At 52.9% G+C, this 18,533-nt stretch carries 17 protein-coding genes; 9 read left to right on the forward strand and 8 right to left on the reverse strand.

Features of this window, described 5'->3' with window-relative positions; translation table 11 throughout:
* Nucleotides 1–218: 218 nt before the first annotated feature.
* The gene (locus IP582_RS23845; protein WP_193794599.1) at nt 219–668 is read left to right on the forward strand and encodes a hypothetical protein; all 450 of its coding nucleotides are present in this window, start codon (nt 219–221) and stop codon (nt 666–668) included.
* 39 nt (nt 669–707) lie between these two features.
* Here the strand turns inward: IP582_RS23845 and IP582_RS23850 are convergent, their stop codons facing one another.
* Nucleotides 708–1,979, reverse strand: a complete 1,272-nt coding sequence (locus IP582_RS23850) for a phosphatase PAP2 family protein (protein ID WP_193794600.1) — start codon at nt 1,977–1,979, stop codon at nt 708–710.
* A gap of 193 nt (nt 1,980–2,172) precedes the next feature.
* On the opposite strand from IP582_RS23850, the gene IP582_RS23855 reads away from it, so the two are divergent.
* From IP582_RS23855 to IP582_RS23870, 4 genes are all read left to right on the forward strand, one after another.
* Nucleotides 2,173–3,015, forward strand: coding sequence for a 23S rRNA (adenine(2030)-N(6))-methyltransferase RlmJ (locus IP582_RS23855; protein WP_041851280.1), 843 nt, complete (start codon nt 2,173–2,175; stop codon nt 3,013–3,015).
* 228 nt (nt 3,016–3,243) lie between these two features.
* Nucleotides 3,244–4,596, forward strand: a complete 1,353-nt coding sequence (gene gorA, locus IP582_RS23860) for a glutathione-disulfide reductase (RefSeq protein WP_193794601.1) — start codon at nt 3,244–3,246, stop codon at nt 4,594–4,596.
* 241 nt (nt 4,597–4,837) lie between these two features.
* On the forward strand, nt 4,838–5,203 hold the full coding sequence (locus IP582_RS23865; RefSeq protein WP_039080253.1) for a VOC family protein: 366 nt from the start codon (nt 4,838–4,840) through the stop codon (nt 5,201–5,203).
* A gap of 33 nt (nt 5,204–5,236) precedes the next feature.
* Nucleotides 5,237–5,944, forward strand: a complete 708-nt coding sequence (locus IP582_RS23870) for a YafY family protein (RefSeq protein ID WP_193794602.1) — start codon at nt 5,237–5,239, stop codon at nt 5,942–5,944.
* 66 nt (nt 5,945–6,010) lie between these two features.
* On the opposite strand, the gene IP582_RS23875 is transcribed toward IP582_RS23870, so the two are convergent.
* The 3 genes from IP582_RS23875 to IP582_RS23885 all read right to left on the reverse strand — a co-directional run bounded on the left by IP582_RS23875 (nt 6,011) and on the right by IP582_RS23885 (nt 10,535).
* Entirely contained in the window at nt 6,011–6,751 is a 741-nt protein-coding gene (locus tag IP582_RS23875) for a class I SAM-dependent methyltransferase (protein WP_193794603.1), read from the reverse strand.
* A gap of 144 nt (nt 6,752–6,895) precedes the next feature.
* Nucleotides 6,896–8,794: a methyl-accepting chemotaxis protein gene (locus tag IP582_RS23880; RefSeq protein ID WP_193794604.1), complete on the reverse strand. Its 1,899-nt coding sequence runs from the start codon at nt 8,792–8,794 to the stop codon at nt 6,896–6,898.
* A gap of 793 nt (nt 8,795–9,587) precedes the next feature.
* On the reverse strand, nt 9,588–10,535 hold the full coding sequence (locus IP582_RS23885; RefSeq protein ID WP_193794605.1) for a bifunctional helix-turn-helix transcriptional regulator/GNAT family N-acetyltransferase: 948 nt from the start codon (nt 10,533–10,535) through the stop codon (nt 9,588–9,590).
* 299 nt (nt 10,536–10,834) lie between these two features.
* Here IP582_RS23885 and IP582_RS23890 point away from each other — a divergent pair, with 299 nt between their 5' ends.
* Nucleotides 10,835–11,593, forward strand: a complete 759-nt coding sequence (locus IP582_RS23890) for a glutamine amidotransferase (protein ID WP_193796339.1) — start codon at nt 10,835–10,837, stop codon at nt 11,591–11,593.
* A gap of 85 nt (nt 11,594–11,678) precedes the next feature.
* Here IP582_RS23890 and IP582_RS23895 read toward each other — a convergent pair whose 3' ends face one another.
* Together IP582_RS23895 and IP582_RS23900 are read right to left on the reverse strand one after the other, a co-directional pair.
* The gene (locus IP582_RS23895) at nt 11,679–12,647 is read right to left on the reverse strand and encodes a fimbrial protein (protein WP_193794606.1); all 969 of its coding nucleotides are present in this window, start codon (nt 12,645–12,647) and stop codon (nt 11,679–11,681) included.
* A 286-nt stretch (nt 12,648–12,933) separates the two neighbouring features.
* Complete coding sequence (locus IP582_RS23900; protein WP_228008007.1) at nt 12,934–13,830, reverse strand: LysR family transcriptional regulator; 897 nt, start codon at nt 13,828–13,830, stop codon at nt 12,934–12,936.
* A gap of 147 nt (nt 13,831–13,977) precedes the next feature.
* Between IP582_RS23900 and aguB the strand changes: the two genes are divergently transcribed.
* Both aguB and aguA read left to right on the forward strand, forming a co-directional pair.
* Nucleotides 13,978–14,865: an N-carbamoylputrescine amidase gene (gene aguB, locus IP582_RS23905; protein WP_090083804.1), complete on the forward strand. Its 888-nt coding sequence runs from the start codon at nt 13,978–13,980 to the stop codon at nt 14,863–14,865.
* On the forward strand, nt 14,865–15,947 hold the full coding sequence (gene aguA / locus IP582_RS23910; protein WP_193794608.1) for an agmatine deiminase: 1,083 nt from the start codon (nt 14,865–14,867) through the stop codon (nt 15,945–15,947). The genes aguB and aguA overlap by 1 nt, the downstream gene beginning before the upstream one ends.
* Before the next feature lie 100 nt (nt 15,948–16,047).
* Here aguA and IP582_RS23915 read toward each other — a convergent pair whose 3' ends face one another.
* A complete protein-coding gene (locus IP582_RS23915) occupies nt 16,048–16,452 on the reverse strand; it encodes a GNAT family N-acetyltransferase (protein WP_193794609.1) in 405 nt (134 codons plus the stop codon).
* An 82-nt stretch (nt 16,453–16,534) separates the two neighbouring features.
* Nucleotides 16,535–17,296, reverse strand: a complete 762-nt coding sequence (locus tag IP582_RS23920) for a sulfite exporter TauE/SafE family protein (protein WP_193794610.1) — start codon at nt 17,294–17,296, stop codon at nt 16,535–16,537.
* A 156-nt stretch (nt 17,297–17,452) separates the two neighbouring features.
* Between IP582_RS23920 and IP582_RS23925 the strand changes: the two genes are divergently transcribed.
* Nucleotides 17,453–18,358, forward strand: coding sequence for a LysR substrate-binding domain-containing protein (locus tag IP582_RS23925; RefSeq protein WP_193794611.1), 906 nt, complete (start codon nt 17,453–17,455; stop codon nt 18,356–18,358).
* Nucleotides 18,359–18,533 lie beyond the last annotated feature (175 nt).

Below are 18,533 nucleotides of genomic sequence, written 5' to 3' on the forward strand. Positions count from 1 at the left end.
TCCTGTTAAAGAGAGTGAGTGAAGCGCACGATCCGGCGCTCTGCATAACGTTGTAGCATGGGGTTAAGTGTAGAGGATTTCAATGGCAGGCGTTGCGCTGAACTGCTTATCGCTGCAATACCCATTTGCACATACGATGTCGTTTCCGCTATGAAATCAAAGTAATAAGAACCGTCGTACAGGGCGTATACTCATCACAACGGCGAAAAGGAGACCGCATGTTGAATTTCATTATGACAATACTGCCGCTACTGGCGCTTATCGGGCTGGTATTTGTGTTTCCAAAATGGCGACATCGAAAAAACGACATACAAGCAAATCATGGGTTGCGAAAGATATCCATTACCACCAAAACCTTTCGGCCTGGCAAAGGGGGGCAGCTATTACCCACGGATTATTATTTCGATGAAGGGTATTTCTATGAAGTTCAGCTTGATGTGAAAAAATCTGTTCCACTGAGCGCGATAACAAAGATCGAGCGCGACAATATTAAAGTGAATAATCGTTCTTTCTGGATAGTGACTTACATGACTGACGGGCAGATGAAACAGGCAAGATTCCGCCATAACTACACCCTGTTTAACACCGACTTTGCCGATTTCCTGGAGGCGGTTAAACGCGCTAACCCTGCCGCCAGCGTGCGTAAACTGAACGCGCTGAGTCTGTGAATATCACGGCGCAGGCAACGCCCGCACCGTTGTCAAAATTTACTTCGCTTTATGCGCCATGGCATAAGCCGCAGGCAGATTCAGGCGCTGCCAGAAGTTCTGATCGGCAGTTTCGCCAGAGAGCGGGTAACCGTCTGGCAGCGCGGTTTTCACCATCAACTCGCGCCGCGCTGTCGCCGACAGGTTTGGCAGCGCCGCCTCCAGCAGCACTTCCGCCCCTTCCGGTACTTTCACCGGTTGCGTTTTCCCTTTTTGCTGCGGCAGGTCATAAGTCATGGTGAAGCGGTAAAATTCTTTCATCGCCGGATCGCGGTACGGATCGTCTTTCCCCGCCGTTTTCGCACACTCCGCAAGCGACGCACCGCACTCTTTCTCCAGCGCCGTACGCAGCTGATCGCGCGCTTCGTTGAACAGCTTGCGGTACGCCGGATCGTTGAGGTAATGCGCCACGTTACGCTGGGCCACCATTCTTGAGCCCATCACATCCAGCGGATAGTGCACACCAAGCACAATGCGTGAGTAACCATAGCGGGCACCGCGCTCCACCAATGAATCAAAGCGTTCCGGGATCATCTCAGCCATCAACAGCGCATCGGTATAGCCGGTATTGGTATGGCCGCTTGGGAAGGAACCGCCATCGGCGGAGTACGGTTTGTTGTCTTTCACCACCACATCATCCGGGACCTGGTGAATGGTGTTGTCCTGAATAAGGAACGGACGCTTGTAGTCGAAGTGCTTCTTCGCCGCGCCGGTGCTGACTTCGCTGGCTTTAATGAGCGCAGCCGCTTTGCCCAGCTCTCCCTTGTCATAGGCGTCAAGAAACGCTTTACCCAGACGCGGGCCGAGCGCGTCGGACAGGAAGTACAAGTAGCTGATACCTTCTGCGTCCGCCAGCGCCTGATGACGCAGCCCCTGCGTGGCATCGAGATTAATCGTCTCAACGGTTTTCAGGTTGGCATCCAGTACAGGAGCAGGCAGCTTGTTGAACGAGGAGAGCAATTCAATGCCGGCTTGCTGGTTATCTTTTACTTTGAAATCATAGCCGCTGGCTTTCAACCAGGCGGTGTCGGCCTGTTTTGCACTTTGCGACGCTTTTTCCAGGTGCTCACGCTCTACCTTTGCACCGTCCCCTTTTAACGCAGCACGCAGCGCGGCCAGAGACTGGTTTTCCAGGCTATCAAACGCCTGGCTTTCCGAGGCCGGCGTGGTGGTATTGGCAATGTCGTGCGCAATAGAGAGCGGCACATCTTTCGCCATCGCCTGATGAGCAAGCAGCAGCGAGACAGTTAACAGCGTTAAACGGATTTTCATTTTTTATCCTTTTATTCAAACGATTACCTTGCCTGCGCTCGACGCTAGCCCTGTAAGTTGACGCTTTTGTGACAGGGATAAATTTTGAAACGTTTTACGACTGCCTGAAACAACCGCAGGGTTCAACGACATTCCCGCGCAATCTACGGTAAACTGTGGCTAATCTCGTTCATATTCTGGAATTTCTATCTCCATGCTCAGTTATCGCCACAGCTTCCACGCAGGCAACCACGCCGACGTTCTCAAACACACCGTTCAGAGCCTGATCATTGAAGCGCTCAAAGAAAAAGAGAAACCGTTTCTCTATCTCGATACCCACGCGGGCGCGGGCCGCTATCAACTGTCCGGCGAACATGCCGAACGCACCGGGGAGTATCTGGAAGGGATTGGCCGCATCTGGCAGCAAGACGATATTCCGGCTGAACTGGAGCCGTACATGAGCGTGCTGCGCCACTTCAACCGTAACGAGACGCTGCGCTACTATCCTGGCTCGCCGCTGATTGCCCGTCAGTTGTTGCGCGAGCAGGACAGCCTGTTCCTGACCGAGTTGCATCCGAGTGACTATCCACTGCTGCGTCAGGAGTTCCAGAAAGACGAACGTGCCCGCGTTGAGCGTGCCGATGGCTACCAGCAATTGAAAGCCAAACTGCCGCCAGTTTCCCGTCGCGGCCTGGTACTGATAGACCCGCCGTATGAAATAAAAACCGATTATCAGGCGGTGGTATCCGGCATTAGCGAAGGCTACAAGCGCTTTGCAACCGGTACCTATGCTCTGTGGTATCCGGTGGTGCTGCGCCAGCAAATCAAACGTATGGTGCATGACCTGGAAGCAACGGGCATTCGTAAAATTCTGCAGATTGAACTGGCGGTGCGCCCGGACAGCGACCAGCGTGGGATGACCGCCTCCGGTATGATCGTGGTTAACCCGCCGTGGAAATTAGAAGCACAGATGAATAACGTGCTGCCGTGGCTGCACAGTAAACTGGTGCCCGCCGGGACAGGCCACACCCTCGTTAACTGGATTGTTCCCGAGTAATCGCAGCAATCGAAGGAACCTTGCTGGCTGCGCGTTACAATCGCGACACTTTCGATCTCGTTCAGGATTAAGAGCCTACCCAGTAGGCGTACATTGTTGCAGCGAGTTTGGACACGGACAGCGCGGAACAACCGGAGCGTACACGCAGTACGTGAGGATTGTGAGCACTGCCCAGGTCCAAAATGGCCAATAAAATAGCCTAATTGGATAGGCTCTAAGGAATTAACCATGAGCAAACATTACGACTATATCGCCATTGGCGGTGGCAGCGGTGGCATTGCCTCGATTAACCGCGCCGCCATGTACGGCCAGAAGTGCGCGCTGATTGAAGCCAAAGAGCTTGGCGGCACCTGCGTGAATGTGGGTTGTGTTCCCAAAAAAGTGATGTGGCACGCGGCGCAAATCCGCGAGGCTATTGATCTGTACGGGCCGGACTACGGCTTCGACACCACCGTCAATCATTTCGACTGGAACAAACTGGTCGCCAGCCGCACGGCCTACATTGACCGTATCCACACCTCGTATGACAACGTGCTGGGTAAAAACAATGTCGATGTGATTCGTGGTTTCGCCCGCTTTGTCGATGCGAAGACTGTCGAGGTCAATGGCGAGACGATCACCGCCGATCACATCCTGATCGCAACCGGTGGTCGCCCGAGCCACCCGAAAATTCCGGGTGCGGAATACGGTATCGACTCCGACGGTTTCTTTGCCCTGCCCGCGCTGCCTAAACGCGTGGCGGTGGTCGGTGCTGGTTATATCGCCGTTGAACTGGCCGGGGTGATTAACGGGCTGGGCGCAGAAGCGCATCTGTTCGTGCGTAAGCACTCTCCGCTGCGCAGTTTCGATCCGATGATCAGTGAAACGCTGGTTGAAGTGATGGCCGCCGAAGGCCCGACGCTACATACCCAGGCAGTCCCCAAAGCCGTGGTGAAAAACGCCGACGGCAGCCTGACGCTGGTGCTGGACGATGGGCGCAGCCAGACGGTGGATTGCCTGATTTGGGCGATTGGTCGTGAACCGGCGAACGACACCTTCAATCTGGACGTCACCGGGGTAAAAACCGACGAGAAAGGTTTCATCGTGGTGGATAAATTTCAGAATACCTCCGTGCCGGGTATTTACGCTGTCGGCGATAACACGGGTGCAGTTGAGCTGACCCCTGTCGCCGTGGCCGCAGGCCGTCGTCTGTCTGAACGCCTGTTTAATAACAAGCCGGACGAGCATCTGGATTACAGCAATATTCCGACCGTGGTGTTCAGCCATCCGCCGATCGGCACCGTTGGTTTAACCGAACCGCAGGCGCGCGAGCAGTATGGCGATAGTGAAGTCAAAGTGTATAAATCGTCGTTTACCGCGATGTATACCGCCGTGACCTCTCACCGCCAGCCGTGCCGCATGAAGTTAGTCTGCGTTGGCCCGGAAGAGAAAATCGTCGGTATCCACGGCATCGGTTTCGGGATGGATGAAATTCTGCAAGGCTTCGCGGTCGCCCTGAAAATGGGTGCCACCAAGAAGGACTTCGACAATACGGTGGCGATTCACCCAACGGCGGCAGAAGAGTTTGTCACCATGCGGTAAGCCCCTCCCCCGGGTGGCGGCTGACGCCTTACCCGGGCTACGACCGGTTTTCTCCCTCTCCCCCGGGGAGAGGGTTGGGGTGAGGGGAATATGCGGCTCAGTAGGCGGGTTCCGTTCCCCTTTACAATCCCCGCAGCACCGCCTCCGGGAATTTCTCTCCCCCGCCGATCACTCCTGACACTATGCTGTCAGGAGGGGGGTGCCATTATCTCGTTGTCGAAAACACAACGAGGGCAAAAAAATGAGCAACGTTATCAACTGGTTTGAGATTCCGGTTCAGGACCTGCAACGGGCAACCGCGTTTTATGAACATTGCATCGACGCGCAATTTCGTCAGGAGCATGTCGCCGGTATGTCGATGGCGGTCTTTCATTATCAGGAGCCTGCAATCGGCGGGGCGCTGGTAAAATCGGAGGCGTTACAACCTTCCGCAAACGGCACCGTGGTCTATCTCTACACCGCAGACATCGCCGCGTCCCTCAAAAAAGTGGCGGAAAAAGGCGGCACCTGCTGCTTCGGGCCTGAAATTTTACCGGATGATATTGGCACCATTGCGCTTATTATTGACAGTGAAGGGAATAAAGTCGGGCTGCATCAACCAGCCTGACAACATTAACCGACCACTGACAGGAAATTTGCCATGAGCCGCCGTGCCGATCGTCTGTTCCAGATAGTCCAGATCCTGCGTACACGTCGTCGGGTCACGGCCGCTCTGCTGGCGGAGAGACTGGAGGTATCGGAGCGTACCGTCTATCGGGACATTCGCGATCTGTCGCTCTCCGGTGTGCCCATTCAGGGCGAGGCAGGGAGCGGCTATCGCCTGATGCCGGGGTTTGATATTCCCCCGCTGATGTTCACCGGTATGGAAGTGGAAGCGCTGATTGCCGCGATTGGCATGCTACAAACCTGGAGCGGCGGCACACTGGCTAAAGCGGCGGGTTCGGCACAGGAAAAGCTGCTGGCGGTACTGCCGACAGACCGGCGCATCCTGGCCGAACGAAACCGCATCCTGACCCCGGACTTTGGCAAGTACCCACAGACGCGGCGCTGGTTTGATGTTTTCCATCAGGCCATGCGCCAGCGCGATGAGGTCTGGATCCGTTATGAGAACGAGCAGGGTGAAGGTTCTGAGCGGGCGGTTCATCCGCTGGGCCTGTCGTTCTGGGGAGAAGTATGGGTACTGGTGGCCTGGTGCACGTTGCGTCAGGATTATCGCTGTTTCCGCCTAGATCGCTGCCAGGCCGTGACCTTAACCGGGAAACAGTTTGCCGAACGGCACGACCGCTCCCTTGAGGATTTTATCCACCAGCAAAAGGCGAGAGCTAAGCGATACAGTGACAAGCAGTAATAACAGTCGCACCGCCTGACATGACACTCTCAGTCCGCCATCTACCCGAATTCCCGCGCCGGAAAATTACCCTATTTTCCCGGCTCTGATGTTAATCGGCCATGTAAAGGTCCGCGTTTGTACCGGGTCGCCCCAGAGGTCGCGTACGTCGTCGTAAAAGCGGGTTAACAGCCCCTCCTGCCCGGCGTCACGCGCGCGCTTCACCGCAGACCAGGTGGAGAGATAACCCATCAAGGCGTCGAGATCCCAGTGCAAACGAATCGACATTTCCGGGACGGGAATTTCCGTAAACGGGAAGGCGATGTCCGCATAACCGTTATCCACCAACTGCCTTTCCGGGGGCCAGTAGGGACCAATGTCGTCATAGTAGAATTGACGAACGCGCGCCCGGAGGGTCTCGTCAGGGTTGAGCACGCCGTAGCTGATAATCGCAATCACCGCGTTCGGTACCGCAACCCGCCGGATTTCCCGGTAAAAGGCCGGTAAATCAAACCAGTGCGCCGCCTGGGCGACAGTAATCAGGTTGATATCGCGTAGCGTCTGCGCAAGCTGCTCCGCCGGGCCTTGCAGATACGTAATGCGGGCATGAGGTGTCGCGTTGTCGATTTGCGTCTGGCTGGGATCAATCCCCGTCACCTTATCGAAGGCTGAGGCCAGTAACGTAGTCAACTGGCCCGTACCGCAACCGACATCCAGCGCATGGTGATGTTCCGGCGTTATCGAAAGCAGGTAATCCAGCAAGACTGCGGGATATTCCGGGCGATAGCGGGCGTAATCGGCGCCGCCGCTTGCAAACCAGTTCGGCATGGGGTGTCCTCTGTTTAGTAAAAATACAGTAGTGCGAATGGCTTTTTGCGACAAGGGGAATACAAAGCGGGCATTGACGGAAAGGGTAAGTGGCGGACGCCAGAGAGAAGAAAGCCGACTCCGCAGAGTCGGCTATGTTGTCTGTCAGAGCTTGAAGCTGCCGACGACGTTTTCGAGTTGTACGGTTTGTTCTTCCATCGACTGCGCAGCCGCCGCCACCTCTTCGACCAGCGCCGCATTCTGCTGCGTGGCGCTATCGAGCTGGTTGATAGCGATATTGATCTGGGCAATACCGCGACTTTGTTCATCGCTGGAAGAGCTGATTTCTGAGATCAGCACGCCCACACCTTCCACTTTTTCCATCAGGCCGTCCATCGTCGTACCCGCCTGACGGACCAGCCCGCTGCCCTGCTCAATGCTGCTCACCGACTCTTCAATCAATTTCTTGATCTCCTGAGCCGAGCGGGCACTGCGCTGCGCCAGTGAACGAACTTCGCCAGCGACCACGGCGAAACCACGGCCATGCTCACCCGCCCTTGCCGCTTCCACCGCGGCGTTAAGCGCCAGGATGTTGGTCTGGAAGGCGATGCCATCAATCACACTGATGATTTCCACCACTTTAGAGGAGGACGCATTGATGTTATTCATCGTGGAGACGACTTTGTTAACTACATTGGCCCCTTGTTTAGCCGCCGCCGAGGCCTCTTCCGCCAGCTTGTTCGCCTGCAGAGCGTTCTCTGCGTTGAGGCGCACGGTACTGGTCAGCTCTTCCATTGATGCCGCTGTTTCCACAATCGAGGCCGATTGATCTTCGGTGCGCGAGGAGAGGTTCAGGTTGCCGCTGGCAATCTGGCGCGAAGCCGAAGAGATCGCCATCGAGCTACTCCCTACCTGCTGCATCAACTCATTAAGGAACGAAATGAACTTATTGAAGTTGTTGATAATGGCGTTAAATTCCGGGCTCTTACTTTGCGCAAGACGTTGCGTTAAATCCGCACCGCCGCTGGACAGCGCTTCAATATTACGATTGAGCAGCGTCACATTATGGAAAATATTGCGCACGATGATCATCATGATAAGGACGATAAGTATGCCAATAATCGCCTGTACGATGGTCAGCTTGGTCATAATAGCGTCAGACATACTTACCAGGTGGCTGCTCGGAATGTCGACCGCCATAAACCACGGGCTGCCGCTGATCGGCAGAACGAACAGGGAATGCGCCCCATCTTCACCGTCATAGCTGCCACGCACTTCTGTTGTTTTACCCTGGCCTAACAGGCTAACTAACGGCGCTGCCGCCGGAATACCCAGATCGCGGACATTTGACAGCGCGGGTTTATCCTGTACGGAAGAGCCGTTACCGACGATTTTGCCGTCCGCTTCTACAATCAATACGCTGCCGTTTACCGCTTTTCCCATGTCAACAGCAAGCTGGTTAAAGAAGCCCAGCGTCACGTCGATAGTCGCCACACCCCAGGCTTTACCGTCTTTCCAGATCGCCATTGCACAGTTAGTACGCGGCTGCGGGCTGGCCGCATCCTGATAGGCTTTCGCCCACGCACACTCGCCTTTTGGCGCATTCATACCGTCTTTATACCAGGGTTGTTCCCAGTATTTTGCCGACTCAGGTTGGTTCCAGACAGTGTTGACCTGCAAATTGCCGCCCCCGTCGCGGGCATAAAATGTGCTGAATTTGTCCCGCGCCGGATCACGTTGACCAGGCAGAGGCCAAATCCCACCGCCGAAGACGTTTAAATCGCCGTACTGGTTTACCAGACGCGGTAATAATTCGTCGATTTGCTCACTTTGCAGTCCGACAACCAGTTCAGTGATGGAGCGTTGCTGAGCCTTAACGCGGTTCATCTGCTCTTTTATGGCATTACTTTGTAATTCAACCGTTGCCTGAATATTTTTGGTTTCAGTTTCAATAATCTGTGGAGAAACGAATTGATTGATAACAATATAGGTAACTATCAATAAGATAACGAAAAAGCTTATAAGCAACAGGCCTATTCGGCCCTGGGTATTTTTCCATGTCATAATGGCAGCACTCGATCTGGTTGAATTAGGGGTTATAACGACATTTATTTGAAATTCTTTAATCTAAATCGTGCTACGGTTTCATATAAAAGCGCATTCCAAAGGACAAAATGACGTTTTAGAAAAAACGCTCTGCCGTTCACATTTTTTAAGTGCCATGCCTTGTTTCTATAAAAGATAATACCTTCGTAATGAATAATTTCCGGAGAATGAACATACTTCGATGATATCAATATGATTTTCATTAATATGCGAACATTCTCATGAAACAGAAGAGTATGGGTAGCAATATGCGCGTTCGGACGCTTTTTAACCAGTCAGGGCCCCGCAACGGCAAGGCCATGCCTCTGTGCGGTTCTGGCAAGAAGAGAGACAACTACATGTTGCTCACATCGCCTGTTTATACAGCGTTTTTGCGCGCGTTTTTTTCACGACCGGGCGGCCTGTCAATCCGGTACCACTCTCAATAGCGAAGTATTGTTAGCGGCACATCGGGACAGATATAAAAGCATTTTAATCTCGTCGAGTACCCTTATATTTCGTCAGGCAATACCCTTAAATGAAATAAGCGCAGCTCTACCCGAAACGAATACCATTCCCATTTAAATATTGTTCCCCTGTCAAAAACTCTGCGCCGGGACAATATTTTCAGGTGAGCGGATGAAATATTTCCCGGCAGTACATTGCGGACAGCATTCGTAAAACAGCCGCCAGGTTGAAAACGCCTGGATAATAAACGTCTGCGTATCGGGAGGGGCAATTTATCCATCACTCTATTAACGCTACGCAAATCTCATATGCGTTTGCGCGTAAACTGCTGTTCCAGCATCTCATTGCCCCACTGTTCCCCTAGCCACTCTTTTGTTAGCCGGAAGCCAAAGGATTCGTAGAGTCGCCGCGCCGCATCAAGCCCGCTAAAAGTCCACAGTTGCACAGACGCGAAGCCCTGGCTGTCGCAGAAATTCATCGCCTTTGTCAGCAACCGACGACCCACGCCGCCGCCACGGCAATCATCATCAAGAATGAACCAGCGAAGATGCGCCTCGTTATTACCGAGATCCTGCCCATCAATCGCGAGCGATCCCACAACCCTTTCATGATGAACGGCAAGCCAGATACGATTGCACGCAACATCCAGACGCCCGGCGAAGTCAGCCAGCCCGGCCGCCACTTTGCTTTCAAAAAAGTACCCGAAGCCATAATGGCGGGAGTAGTAGCTGGCATGCATTTCGCTGATTCGGCCAATCATGCCGGGACGATAGCCAGCAACAATCTCAATCTCATCTTTGTGCAACGGCGCTTCACCGTTCCGGCAGGCCGCCAGCGCATGAGCATAAGCTGAAAGGCCAGCGGCAACAGCTTTTTGCCGGGAAGGAGTGAGATGCGTAAGCGCCGCTATCACTCGCATGCTGCCGTACTGGTTGATGCGCGCGACGCTCTCTTTTCCCCTGGCGGTGAGTTGCAGTTGTTTAAAGCGCGCATCTTCTTTGGACGGAACTTCCTGAAGTTCCCCCGCGCGGACGAGCTTGCCAAGCATTCGGCTTACGCTGGATTTCTCCAGCCCCAACATCTGGACCAGTTGCGCGGCGGTCATGGCCCCCTGGTTGTCAATTTCTAACAAGGTATGAACCGCTGAGGGAGAATAGTCTGTGGCAGCGAGGGTAGTACTCATAAACCCCAGTTCACGGACCATAAGACGGGAGGCAACACGGATCTCGTTTACCAGACTGGCGTTCGGCATATTTATGGCCCTTCAAATAGATAGTTGTATAATACAACCATCTGATGACATACCTGTCAACAGCGCCTGGTACGATCGCCTGCGTGAGCGTAAAAAAGCTAAAAATAGACAAAAAAAGCATATGCCATACCGTGTTTATTATTTCACCACCAAAACAAACGAATAGGGTCGGCACGGACCTGTAAAGCGCGCCGTTTGCCGCTTCGCCTTTACACTCCTCTTCCCGCTAAGCCCTTCACAGGCCGCCTTTTTCGGCGCATAGTTGAACAAATGTTCAGCAGAGGAAGAGAGTGGTTGTAATGACAGACCGTCCGTTAATTATCCTGCAAGTTGGTTTTCCCTCAGAGTCTATTCGTGAAGTCCACGGCGATATCCCCTCCTGGTTTTGTCGTGCCATTCAGCATCCTCTTGAGAAAACAGAAGTAATCCGGGTGTTTGAAGGCGAGGCCCTTCCGCCGCCGGATGCCAGTCGCGTGGCAGTGATTACCGGTTCATGGGCAATGGTCACAGACCGTCTCCCCTGGAGCGAAGCCGCCGCCGGTTGGATTCGCGAAGCTATGTCGATTGACATGTCGCTGTTTGGCGTCTGCTACGGCCATCAGTTAATGGCGCATGCGTTGGGCGGCGAAGTGGAGTGGCATCCGCAGGGGCGTGAGGTTGGCAGCCAGGCGATTCAACTTCACTCTCATGCCAGTAATGATGTGCTGCTGAGTACCCTGCCGCGTGAATTTCCGGCGCATCTGACCCATATGCAGACCGTCTCCCGTCTGCCGGAAGGGGCTCTGGCGCTGGCGTCCTCTTCACACGACCTACATCAAATTGTGCGTTATGGGCCGAACGCCATGTCGACGCAGTTTCACCCCGAATTCACTCCAGAAATCGCTTCGGACATGATTCGCCAGCGTGAAACTGTGCTTGTCGAAGAAGGTTTTGACCCGCTGGCGCTATTAGCAGGCGTGCTGCCCTCGCCAGAGGCCACAGAATTGCTGCGCCGCTTTGTACATCAGGCCTTCAATCGTGCGGCGCCACAGCAGGAACTGCTGGCGCAGAGTGCCTGATTCGACTCCCCGGCGGCGCCAGCTTGCCGGGGCTACAGAGCGATGACACAGGCATTCGCTGATGCCATCCGGGTATATTGCAGAACTACTCGTAGGTAAAGGTGAACTCGCTCTGGGATTTAATGGTGCCGCCCTGTACGGTACCGCCCTTGTAGTAATAGTAAGCGTTAAATTTCAGTAGTTCATTGCTCCCGGCGGCGCTGAGAACAGCCACTTTCTCGCCAATTTTTAACGGATTGCTGCCATAAAGTATTTGCACACCGACATTGTCGTTTCCGCTTAATTTATTCACCAGAACATCTTCACTGGCAACGCCAGACATCTTATCGCCACTAAATGTGACGTTCACTTTTGGGGTATTTTCGCAGGCGAGATTGATATTAAATTCTTTGGTCGCCCCGGTGTAACGCCCGGAACCATGGCTCACTAAATCAGTACGTTTAACTTTTGGTAGGGTAACGTTGTTATCAAAGTTTTTAACATCGCAGGTAGGGACGACGGGAGTGACAGCACCATCAAATTTAAAATAGAGATAAGCAGCGGCCCCCCTTACTGAACCGCCTCCACCATATTGTTGTAATTTTACAGTTGCAATATTCGCACCATTCGGGATTGCATCATAAGAGTTAAGGGTATTTCTCTTTAGTCTAATAAACACCGGCTGGGTTGCCCTATTATTCACTGCTGTGGATGTTGAACCATTCGTAGAGCAACTCCCATCCACCCAGACGCATTTATTTATCGCCGCAGTGTTGGACATCCAACTTGAATTAGCGACTTTAACTTCAATCGTAAATTCACGATCAATTAGTGCTGAATCTAATGTAACTGATTCAATTTTAACATGGTCTTTTGAAATAGGATTTGGCCAGCCATTCGCGGTGACCGACGCTGCTCCACTTGCTAGAGAAGTAATATCTCCCAATGTATTAGGGAAGCTTGAAGCATTCATATAAGCTGTTGCACTTGATTGATTAAAGTTAAATGCCATAGCACTTTGGGATAAAAACAATATGAGCAGCGCACTTTTAAACTTAATCGTCCCCTGAATCATAACAATATCGTCCTTGTATATGAATTAATGTCACTGGCAACATAATTACTTTGAATCATTCATGATAGTTATGTTGTTTCATTCTCATAAAACTAATGCAACTAATAAAATTTAATTTTCATAACTTATACCGCGCCATTCCAGTCGTCAAGTCAGTAGTTATTGAAATCAGAAAACACTTGGCAGTTACATTAATTATTCATTGTATGAATCATTGATTATTTAGAATGTATTGCTTGCAATGATAAATCTAAAGCTTTTGGTTAAGCATATTTGAAAAATATGGTTATACATCAAAACTAACCATTTTTAATTCACTGATCAGCCACTGCAATGCCGATTGATAATCAAATAAGCGATGCGTTAACAGGATTAAGTCATAAGACGGGGCGCCAGTAGGTAATTGCATAATCCGTAGCGGCATCATCGTGGCAAGCTCTTTCGCAATGCGATACGGCACGCACATCAAATAACCCGACGCCACCGCCACTCGGCCGCCTACCGCATAACTCTGAACCACCGTTGTTAACGGGCGATAGAGATGCTGCCCCAGCAGCCAGCTATCAATATGGTCCGCGCCGGAACTCACCGCCGGGAGATGGATTTGCGCTTCCGTGACCAGATGTTTGAGGGTCAGTTGTTCTGGCAGATCGGTACGCTCTGCCGAGGCAATCGCCACATAATGATCGGAAATCAACGGGTGTTTATTAAAATACTGGGGGATGTATTGCAGATTGTCCACGCCAATAAACGCATCCAGTTGCCCGCGTTCTACTCGCTCAAACTTGATGGTCTCAGACAGGATATCAACGGACAGGCGGACATTAGGCGCGGAGGCTTTAAATTTTGCCGTTAACGCAGGCATATACATAAACTCGAAGTAATCCACCGCGCCAATATAAAAGGTGTGCGGATCTTTGGCCGGGTTGAAATTGCCTTTCCCCCGCGTGGCCGCCTCCAGTTTGCTCAGGGCATTTTCAATCACCGGGATCATCGACGCCGCATAAGGCGTCGGTTCCATACCATTGCGGGTACGGACAAACATCTCATCATTAAGCTGCTCGCGCAGGCGATTGAGCGCATGGCTGAATGCCGATTGCGTAATATTGGCTTTGCGCGCCGCCCGCGTGACGTTTTTTTCTTTAGCCAGAATCGGCACCAGGCGCAGCAAATTCAGATCCATCACGACTATGCACCTTGTTCATTATTTCATGCAAATAATACATTTTATGCATAACGCCGGAGATTGCTATAGTCATTGCAACGTAAAGTAAGCACGCCTGGTGTTTATAAACTGCACACTTCAACATCTGCTTTTATGGAGACGCTCATGAGAAATGTAACGGTTGCCGCTACTCAAATGGCCTGCACCTGGGAACTGGAAAAAAACGTTGCCAACGCTGAGCGTCTGGTACGTGACGCGCACAGCAAAGGCGCGCAGGTTATCCTGATTCAGGAGCTGTTCGCTGCTCCCTATTTCTGTATTGATCAGAGCCCGGAACACTATGCGCTGGCGCAAGAAGTGGCCACCAGTCCGCTGATCAAACATTTCTCTGCCCTGGCAAAAGAGCTGGAAGTTGTGCTGCCGTTAAGCCTGTTCGAAAAACACAACAACGCGTACTACAACTCGCTGGTGATGATCGATGCCGATGGCACCGTGATGGAAACCTACCGTAAAACGCATATTCCGAACGGCCCGGCTTATCAGGAAAAACAGTTCTTCATCCCAGGCGACACCGGCTTCAAAGTGTGGAATACCCGCTACGCGAAAATCGGCGTGGGCATCTGTTGGGATCAGTGGTTCCCGGAAACCGCACGCTGCCTGGCACTGAACGGCGCGGAAATCATTTTCTACCCAACGGCGATTGGTTCTGAACCCGCTTATCCGGACATCGACAGCCAGCCGCACTGGACGCGTGTTCAGCAGGGTCACGCGGCGGCAAACCTGGTGCCGGTTATCGCCTCTAACCGTATCGGTACCGAAGCGAGCAAGTACATCGAAGGTCTGGAAATGACCTTCTACGGTTCATCGTTCATCGCCGATCAGACCGGTGAACTGGTCGCGCAGGCCAACAAAACTGACGAAGCCGTGCTGGTGCACACCTTCGACCTGGACGCGATTGCCGCACAGCGCGCATCGTGGGGCCTGTTCCGCGACCGTCGCCCGAACATGTACGGCACCATCGCCACCTCTGACGGCAGCGAAAGGAGCAAATAATGTCCGTGCTGACAACTCCACGCCAGGATGGCTTCGCCATGCCTGCAGAATGGGCACCGCATCAGGCAGTGTGGATGTGCTGGCCTTATCGTACTGACAACTGGCGCGCCAACGGTGCGCCAGCGCAAAAGGCGTTCGCCGCCGTGGCTGAGGCTATTTCCCGCAGGACGCCTGTTATTATGGCGGTGCCGCGTGCCGAAATGGAAAAAGCACGCAGCACCATGCCAGCCAGCGTGACGCTGGTTGAGATGGAAAGCGACGATGCCTGGATGCGCGACACCGGCCCAACCGTGGTGCGTAACCCGGCGGGAGAGATTCGTGCCGTAAGCTGGACGTTTAACGCGTGGGGCGGTCTACTCGGCGGCCTCTATGAAAGCTGGGATAAAGACCAGCAAGTAGCAGGCCAGGTGGCACAGTATCACCAGATGCCGTGCTACAACACCGACCTGATTCTGGAAGGCGGCTCCATTCATGTGGATGGTGAAGGAACGCTGATGACAACCGCAGAGTGTCTGCTCAACCCGAACCGCAACCCGCACCTGTCGCAGGCGGAGATTGAGCATCAGTTGCGTGAGTATCTGGGCGCTGAGACCTTTATCTGGCTGCCAGAAGGGGTATTTAACGACGAGACCGACGGTCACATCGATAACATGTGCTGTTTTGTCCGCCCCGGCGAAGTGGCGTTGCACTGGACCGATGACGAGAACGATCCGCAGTACGCCCGTTCCGTTGCGGCACTCAACGTCCTGGAAAACACCACGGATGCGCGCGGTCGCAAGCTGAAAGTCTGGAAAGTGCCATCACCGCAGCCGCTGTATGCCAGCGCAGAAGAAACCTGTGACGTTGAGAAAGGGACGGCGATTGAGCGCACCGAAGGTAATCGTCTGGCGGGTTCCTACGTGAATTATCTGGTTAGCAACGACCATATTATTTACCCGCTGCTGGACCCGGCCACCGATGCGCAGGCCGAAGTGCTGTTCCGTCAGATGTTCCCGGATTTCCTGATTACCGGCATTCCGGCTCGTGAAATTCTGCTCGGCGGTGGCAATATTCACTGCATTACGCAGCAGATTCCGCGTTAATTCCACAGACCCTCACCCCAGCCCTCTCCCTAAAAGGGAGAGGGTGAAAAGCCAGCCCGCAGCCCGCATGATCGATCCCCTCTCCCTGCTCGAACGGTCCCTAACCCCGCGCCATCCGCACGTACTCGACGCCCTTTTTAAAAAACGTCTCGCCTTCGGGACGGAAACCAAACTTCTTATAGAAATTGACGGCCCCGATACGTGCATCAAGACACACTTCATTTACCCCGGCTGCCGCCATCTTTTCCAGCACAGACTGCAATAAAAAACCGCCAAAACCCTGCCCCTGATACGCTTCCAGCGTGGCGAACTTACGAATCTGACAAACCGGGGCATCCAGCATAAAGACCGACAGGCAGCTCACCAGTTTACCGTTATGCAGCACGCCAAAATGCAGCGCATCATCGTCACCCTCCACCCGTGATGCATCGCGCGGAAGGTGCGGCCATAAAACCGGATGGCGGATATCAAGGCAGTTGTCGAGGGTCGTCGTCACGAATTCCATTATCGTCTCACGCAAATATGGCGAAAACACAGACGATAACACGCAACGATATCAGCCGATCATTCGATAACCTGATGTACCGTTAATGCAACGTCTCCCATAGCAGCTTTATCAACAGCGTTGCGGCAAGAATCAGAAAAAGACGGCGAATCCACAGGTTTCCGCCGCGCAGAGCAACACGCACACCCACCAGCGAACCACAAATAGCGGAAATCCCTAACGGTATCGCAATATCGTAATGAATAAGCCCATTAGGAATTAAAAAGAACAGCGTGGAAAAATTGGTGCCGAAATTCACTACCTTTGCGCAGGCTGTTGCACGTAAAAAATCAAAATGGAAAAAACGGATAAACAAAAAGAGCAGAAAACTGCCGGTACCCGGGCCGATAAAACCGTCATAAAAGCCAATCGCAAAACCTAACAGCACACCCTTCGCCAAATCACCTCGGGTGGGTTCCCGGCTGGTATCACTATGACCAAACTGCGGTTTAAACCAGGTGTACGCCAGCATGATCGCCAGCACCACAATCACTATCGGACGCATCCAGTCTGATGGCATAAAGTCCAGCAAGCGTATGCCCGTGTATGCGCCGATCACCGCACTTATTGCGGTCGGCAAAATCAATGTCCACGGCAATCGCAGGCGCGCGGTGAATTGCTTAATAGACATCAGGTGCCCCATCACGGAGGAGCACTTGTCGATTCCCATTATTTCGGCAGGGGTGAAATGGGGCAGCGTGGAATAAAACGTCGGCATGGTAATCAACCCGCCGCCGCCCACTGCCGCATTGATAATCCCAGCAATAAACGCCACGGGTATTAATACCAATAACTCGCTACTCATCAGTTTTTCCTGGTATCAGTACTCAGGCCGCACGCGCGGTGCAGCCTTTAAAGAGTGAAATAGTGTTTTATTTATAATCTGGCAGCAATGGTAAGGTTGCGATGTATACCTGTCCAATATATAAATCTTTATGTATTTATATATCTGGAAATATAAATGGAATTCCGTCACCTTCGTTATTTCCTGGCCGTGGCTGAGGAGCTGCACTTTACCCGTGCCGCAGAAAAGCTCAACATCGGCCAGCCGCCATTATCACAGCAAATTCAGGCCCTTGAAGAAGAGCTGGGCGTTCTGTTGTTCAATCGCACCCGGCGCAAAGTCGCGTTGACAGAAGCGGGCGAGCATTTCGTGATTAAAGCCAGAGAGATGCTGCGACTCAGCAGCGACCTTCCCACCGAGCTACAGGCCATCGCGCAGGGTAAAAGCGGCGAGTTACGCATTGGGTTTACCACCACCGGGCTGCTGGTCGATGAACTCAGCGCGCCGCTCAAAGCTTTCCGCCGTCACTACCCCGAGGTTCGGGTCACGCTCAGTGAGATGTACTCACAGCAGCAATTCACCGCTCTGCTCAATGAGGATATCGACGTGGGATACATTCGCGTCACGCCAGGAACCACCCGCGATGGCCTGAATATCCGGGTGCTCAGGCGCGACCAGCTCTGCGTCGTACTGCCCGATGATCACCCCAAAGCCGTCTGTAAAACCCTGACCATTACTGATGTGAAAGACGAGCCCTTTATCTTCTACCCCGACACGGCCGGCGCCTCAGTGCCGGATAAAGTCAGACGTATGTGCCAGAAATCGGGCTTCACTCCCTATGTCGTCCAGGAGGCGGCGGAAGTGTTGACGCATATTGGACTTGTCGGCGCAGGCGTGGGGGTTTCCGTCTTACCCAGACCCATTGATCAGCTCAAGCCGAAGGGCGTGAAATTTATCCCGCTTGCCGAAGATGACGCAGAGTTATGCATGGCGATCGTCACCCGAGAGAGTGAAAATAACCCACGAACGCTAAATTTTTTGCGGTTACTGACTGGCGTGAATGCGGGAAAGTTACCAGGCTAAAGGGATTGCCCTGAATATTCATAACCTGTTGCATTTTGAATGTTCTGAATTCTGTCGTTTCGCTTTCGGAGGAGCGGCAATTAAGCGATTGAAATTATAAAAATTAATTGATTTCGCTCTTTCTCCACCCGCGCCTAAACGTGATCTAGCGCACGCTTTGTACCCCAAATATCGA

The organism is Citrobacter sp. BDA59-3 (assembly GCF_015167655.1).
GTDB classification, from domain to species: Bacteria; Pseudomonadota; Gammaproteobacteria; order Enterobacterales; family Enterobacteriaceae; genus Phytobacter; species Phytobacter diazotrophicus.

Bases quoted from the DNA above. Each gene is read 5' to 3' on its own strand.
- IP582_RS23845 (WP_193794599.1), top strand. From the start codon at position 219: ATGTTGAATTTCATTATGACAATACTGCCGCTACTGGCGCTTATCGGG.
- IP582_RS23850 (WP_193794600.1), bottom strand. From the start codon at position 1,979: ATGAAAATCCGTTTAACGCTGTTAACTGTCTCGCTGCTGCTTGCTCAT.
- aguB (WP_090083804.1), top strand. From the start codon at position 13,978: ATGAGAAATGTAACGGTTGCCGCTACTCAAATGGCCTGCACCTGGGAA.
- IP582_RS23890 (WP_193796339.1), top strand. From the start codon at position 10,835: ATGACAGACCGTCCGTTAATTATCCTGCAAGTTGGTTTTCCCTCAGAG.
- IP582_RS23875 (WP_193794603.1), bottom strand. From the start codon at position 6,751: ATGCCGAACTGGTTTGCAAGCGGCGGCGCCGATTACGCCCGCTATCGC.
- IP582_RS23900 (WP_228008007.1), bottom strand. From the start codon at position 13,830: ATGGATCTGAATTTGCTGCGCCTGGTGCCGATTCTGGCTAAAGAAAAA.
- IP582_RS23885 (WP_193794605.1), bottom strand. From the start codon at position 10,535: ATGCCGAACGCCAGTCTGGTAAACGAGATCCGTGTTGCCTCCCGTCTT.
- aguA (WP_193794608.1), top strand. From the start codon at position 14,865: ATGTCCGTGCTGACAACTCCACGCCAGGATGGCTTCGCCATGCCTGCA.
- IP582_RS23880 (WP_193794604.1), bottom strand. From the start codon at position 8,794: ATGACATGGAAAAATACCCAGGGCCGAATAGGCCTGTTGCTTATAAGC.
- IP582_RS23925 (WP_193794611.1), top strand. From the start codon at position 17,453: ATGGAATTCCGTCACCTTCGTTATTTCCTGGCCGTGGCTGAGGAGCTG.
- IP582_RS23855 (WP_041851280.1), top strand. From the start codon at position 2,173: ATGCTCAGTTATCGCCACAGCTTCCACGCAGGCAACCACGCCGACGTT.
- IP582_RS23920 (WP_193794610.1), bottom strand. From the start codon at position 17,296: ATGAGTAGCGAGTTATTGGTATTAATACCCGTGGCGTTTATTGCTGGG.
- gorA (WP_193794601.1), top strand. From the start codon at position 3,244: ATGAGCAAACATTACGACTATATCGCCATTGGCGGTGGCAGCGGTGGC.
- IP582_RS23865 (WP_039080253.1), top strand. From the start codon at position 4,838: ATGAGCAACGTTATCAACTGGTTTGAGATTCCGGTTCAGGACCTGCAA.
- IP582_RS23895 (WP_193794606.1), bottom strand. From the start codon at position 12,647: ATGATTCAGGGGACGATTAAGTTTAAAAGTGCGCTGCTCATATTGTTT.
- IP582_RS23870 (WP_193794602.1), top strand. From the start codon at position 5,237: ATGAGCCGCCGTGCCGATCGTCTGTTCCAGATAGTCCAGATCCTGCGT.
- IP582_RS23915 (WP_193794609.1), bottom strand. From the start codon at position 16,452: ATGGAATTCGTGACGACGACCCTCGACAACTGCCTTGATATCCGCCAT.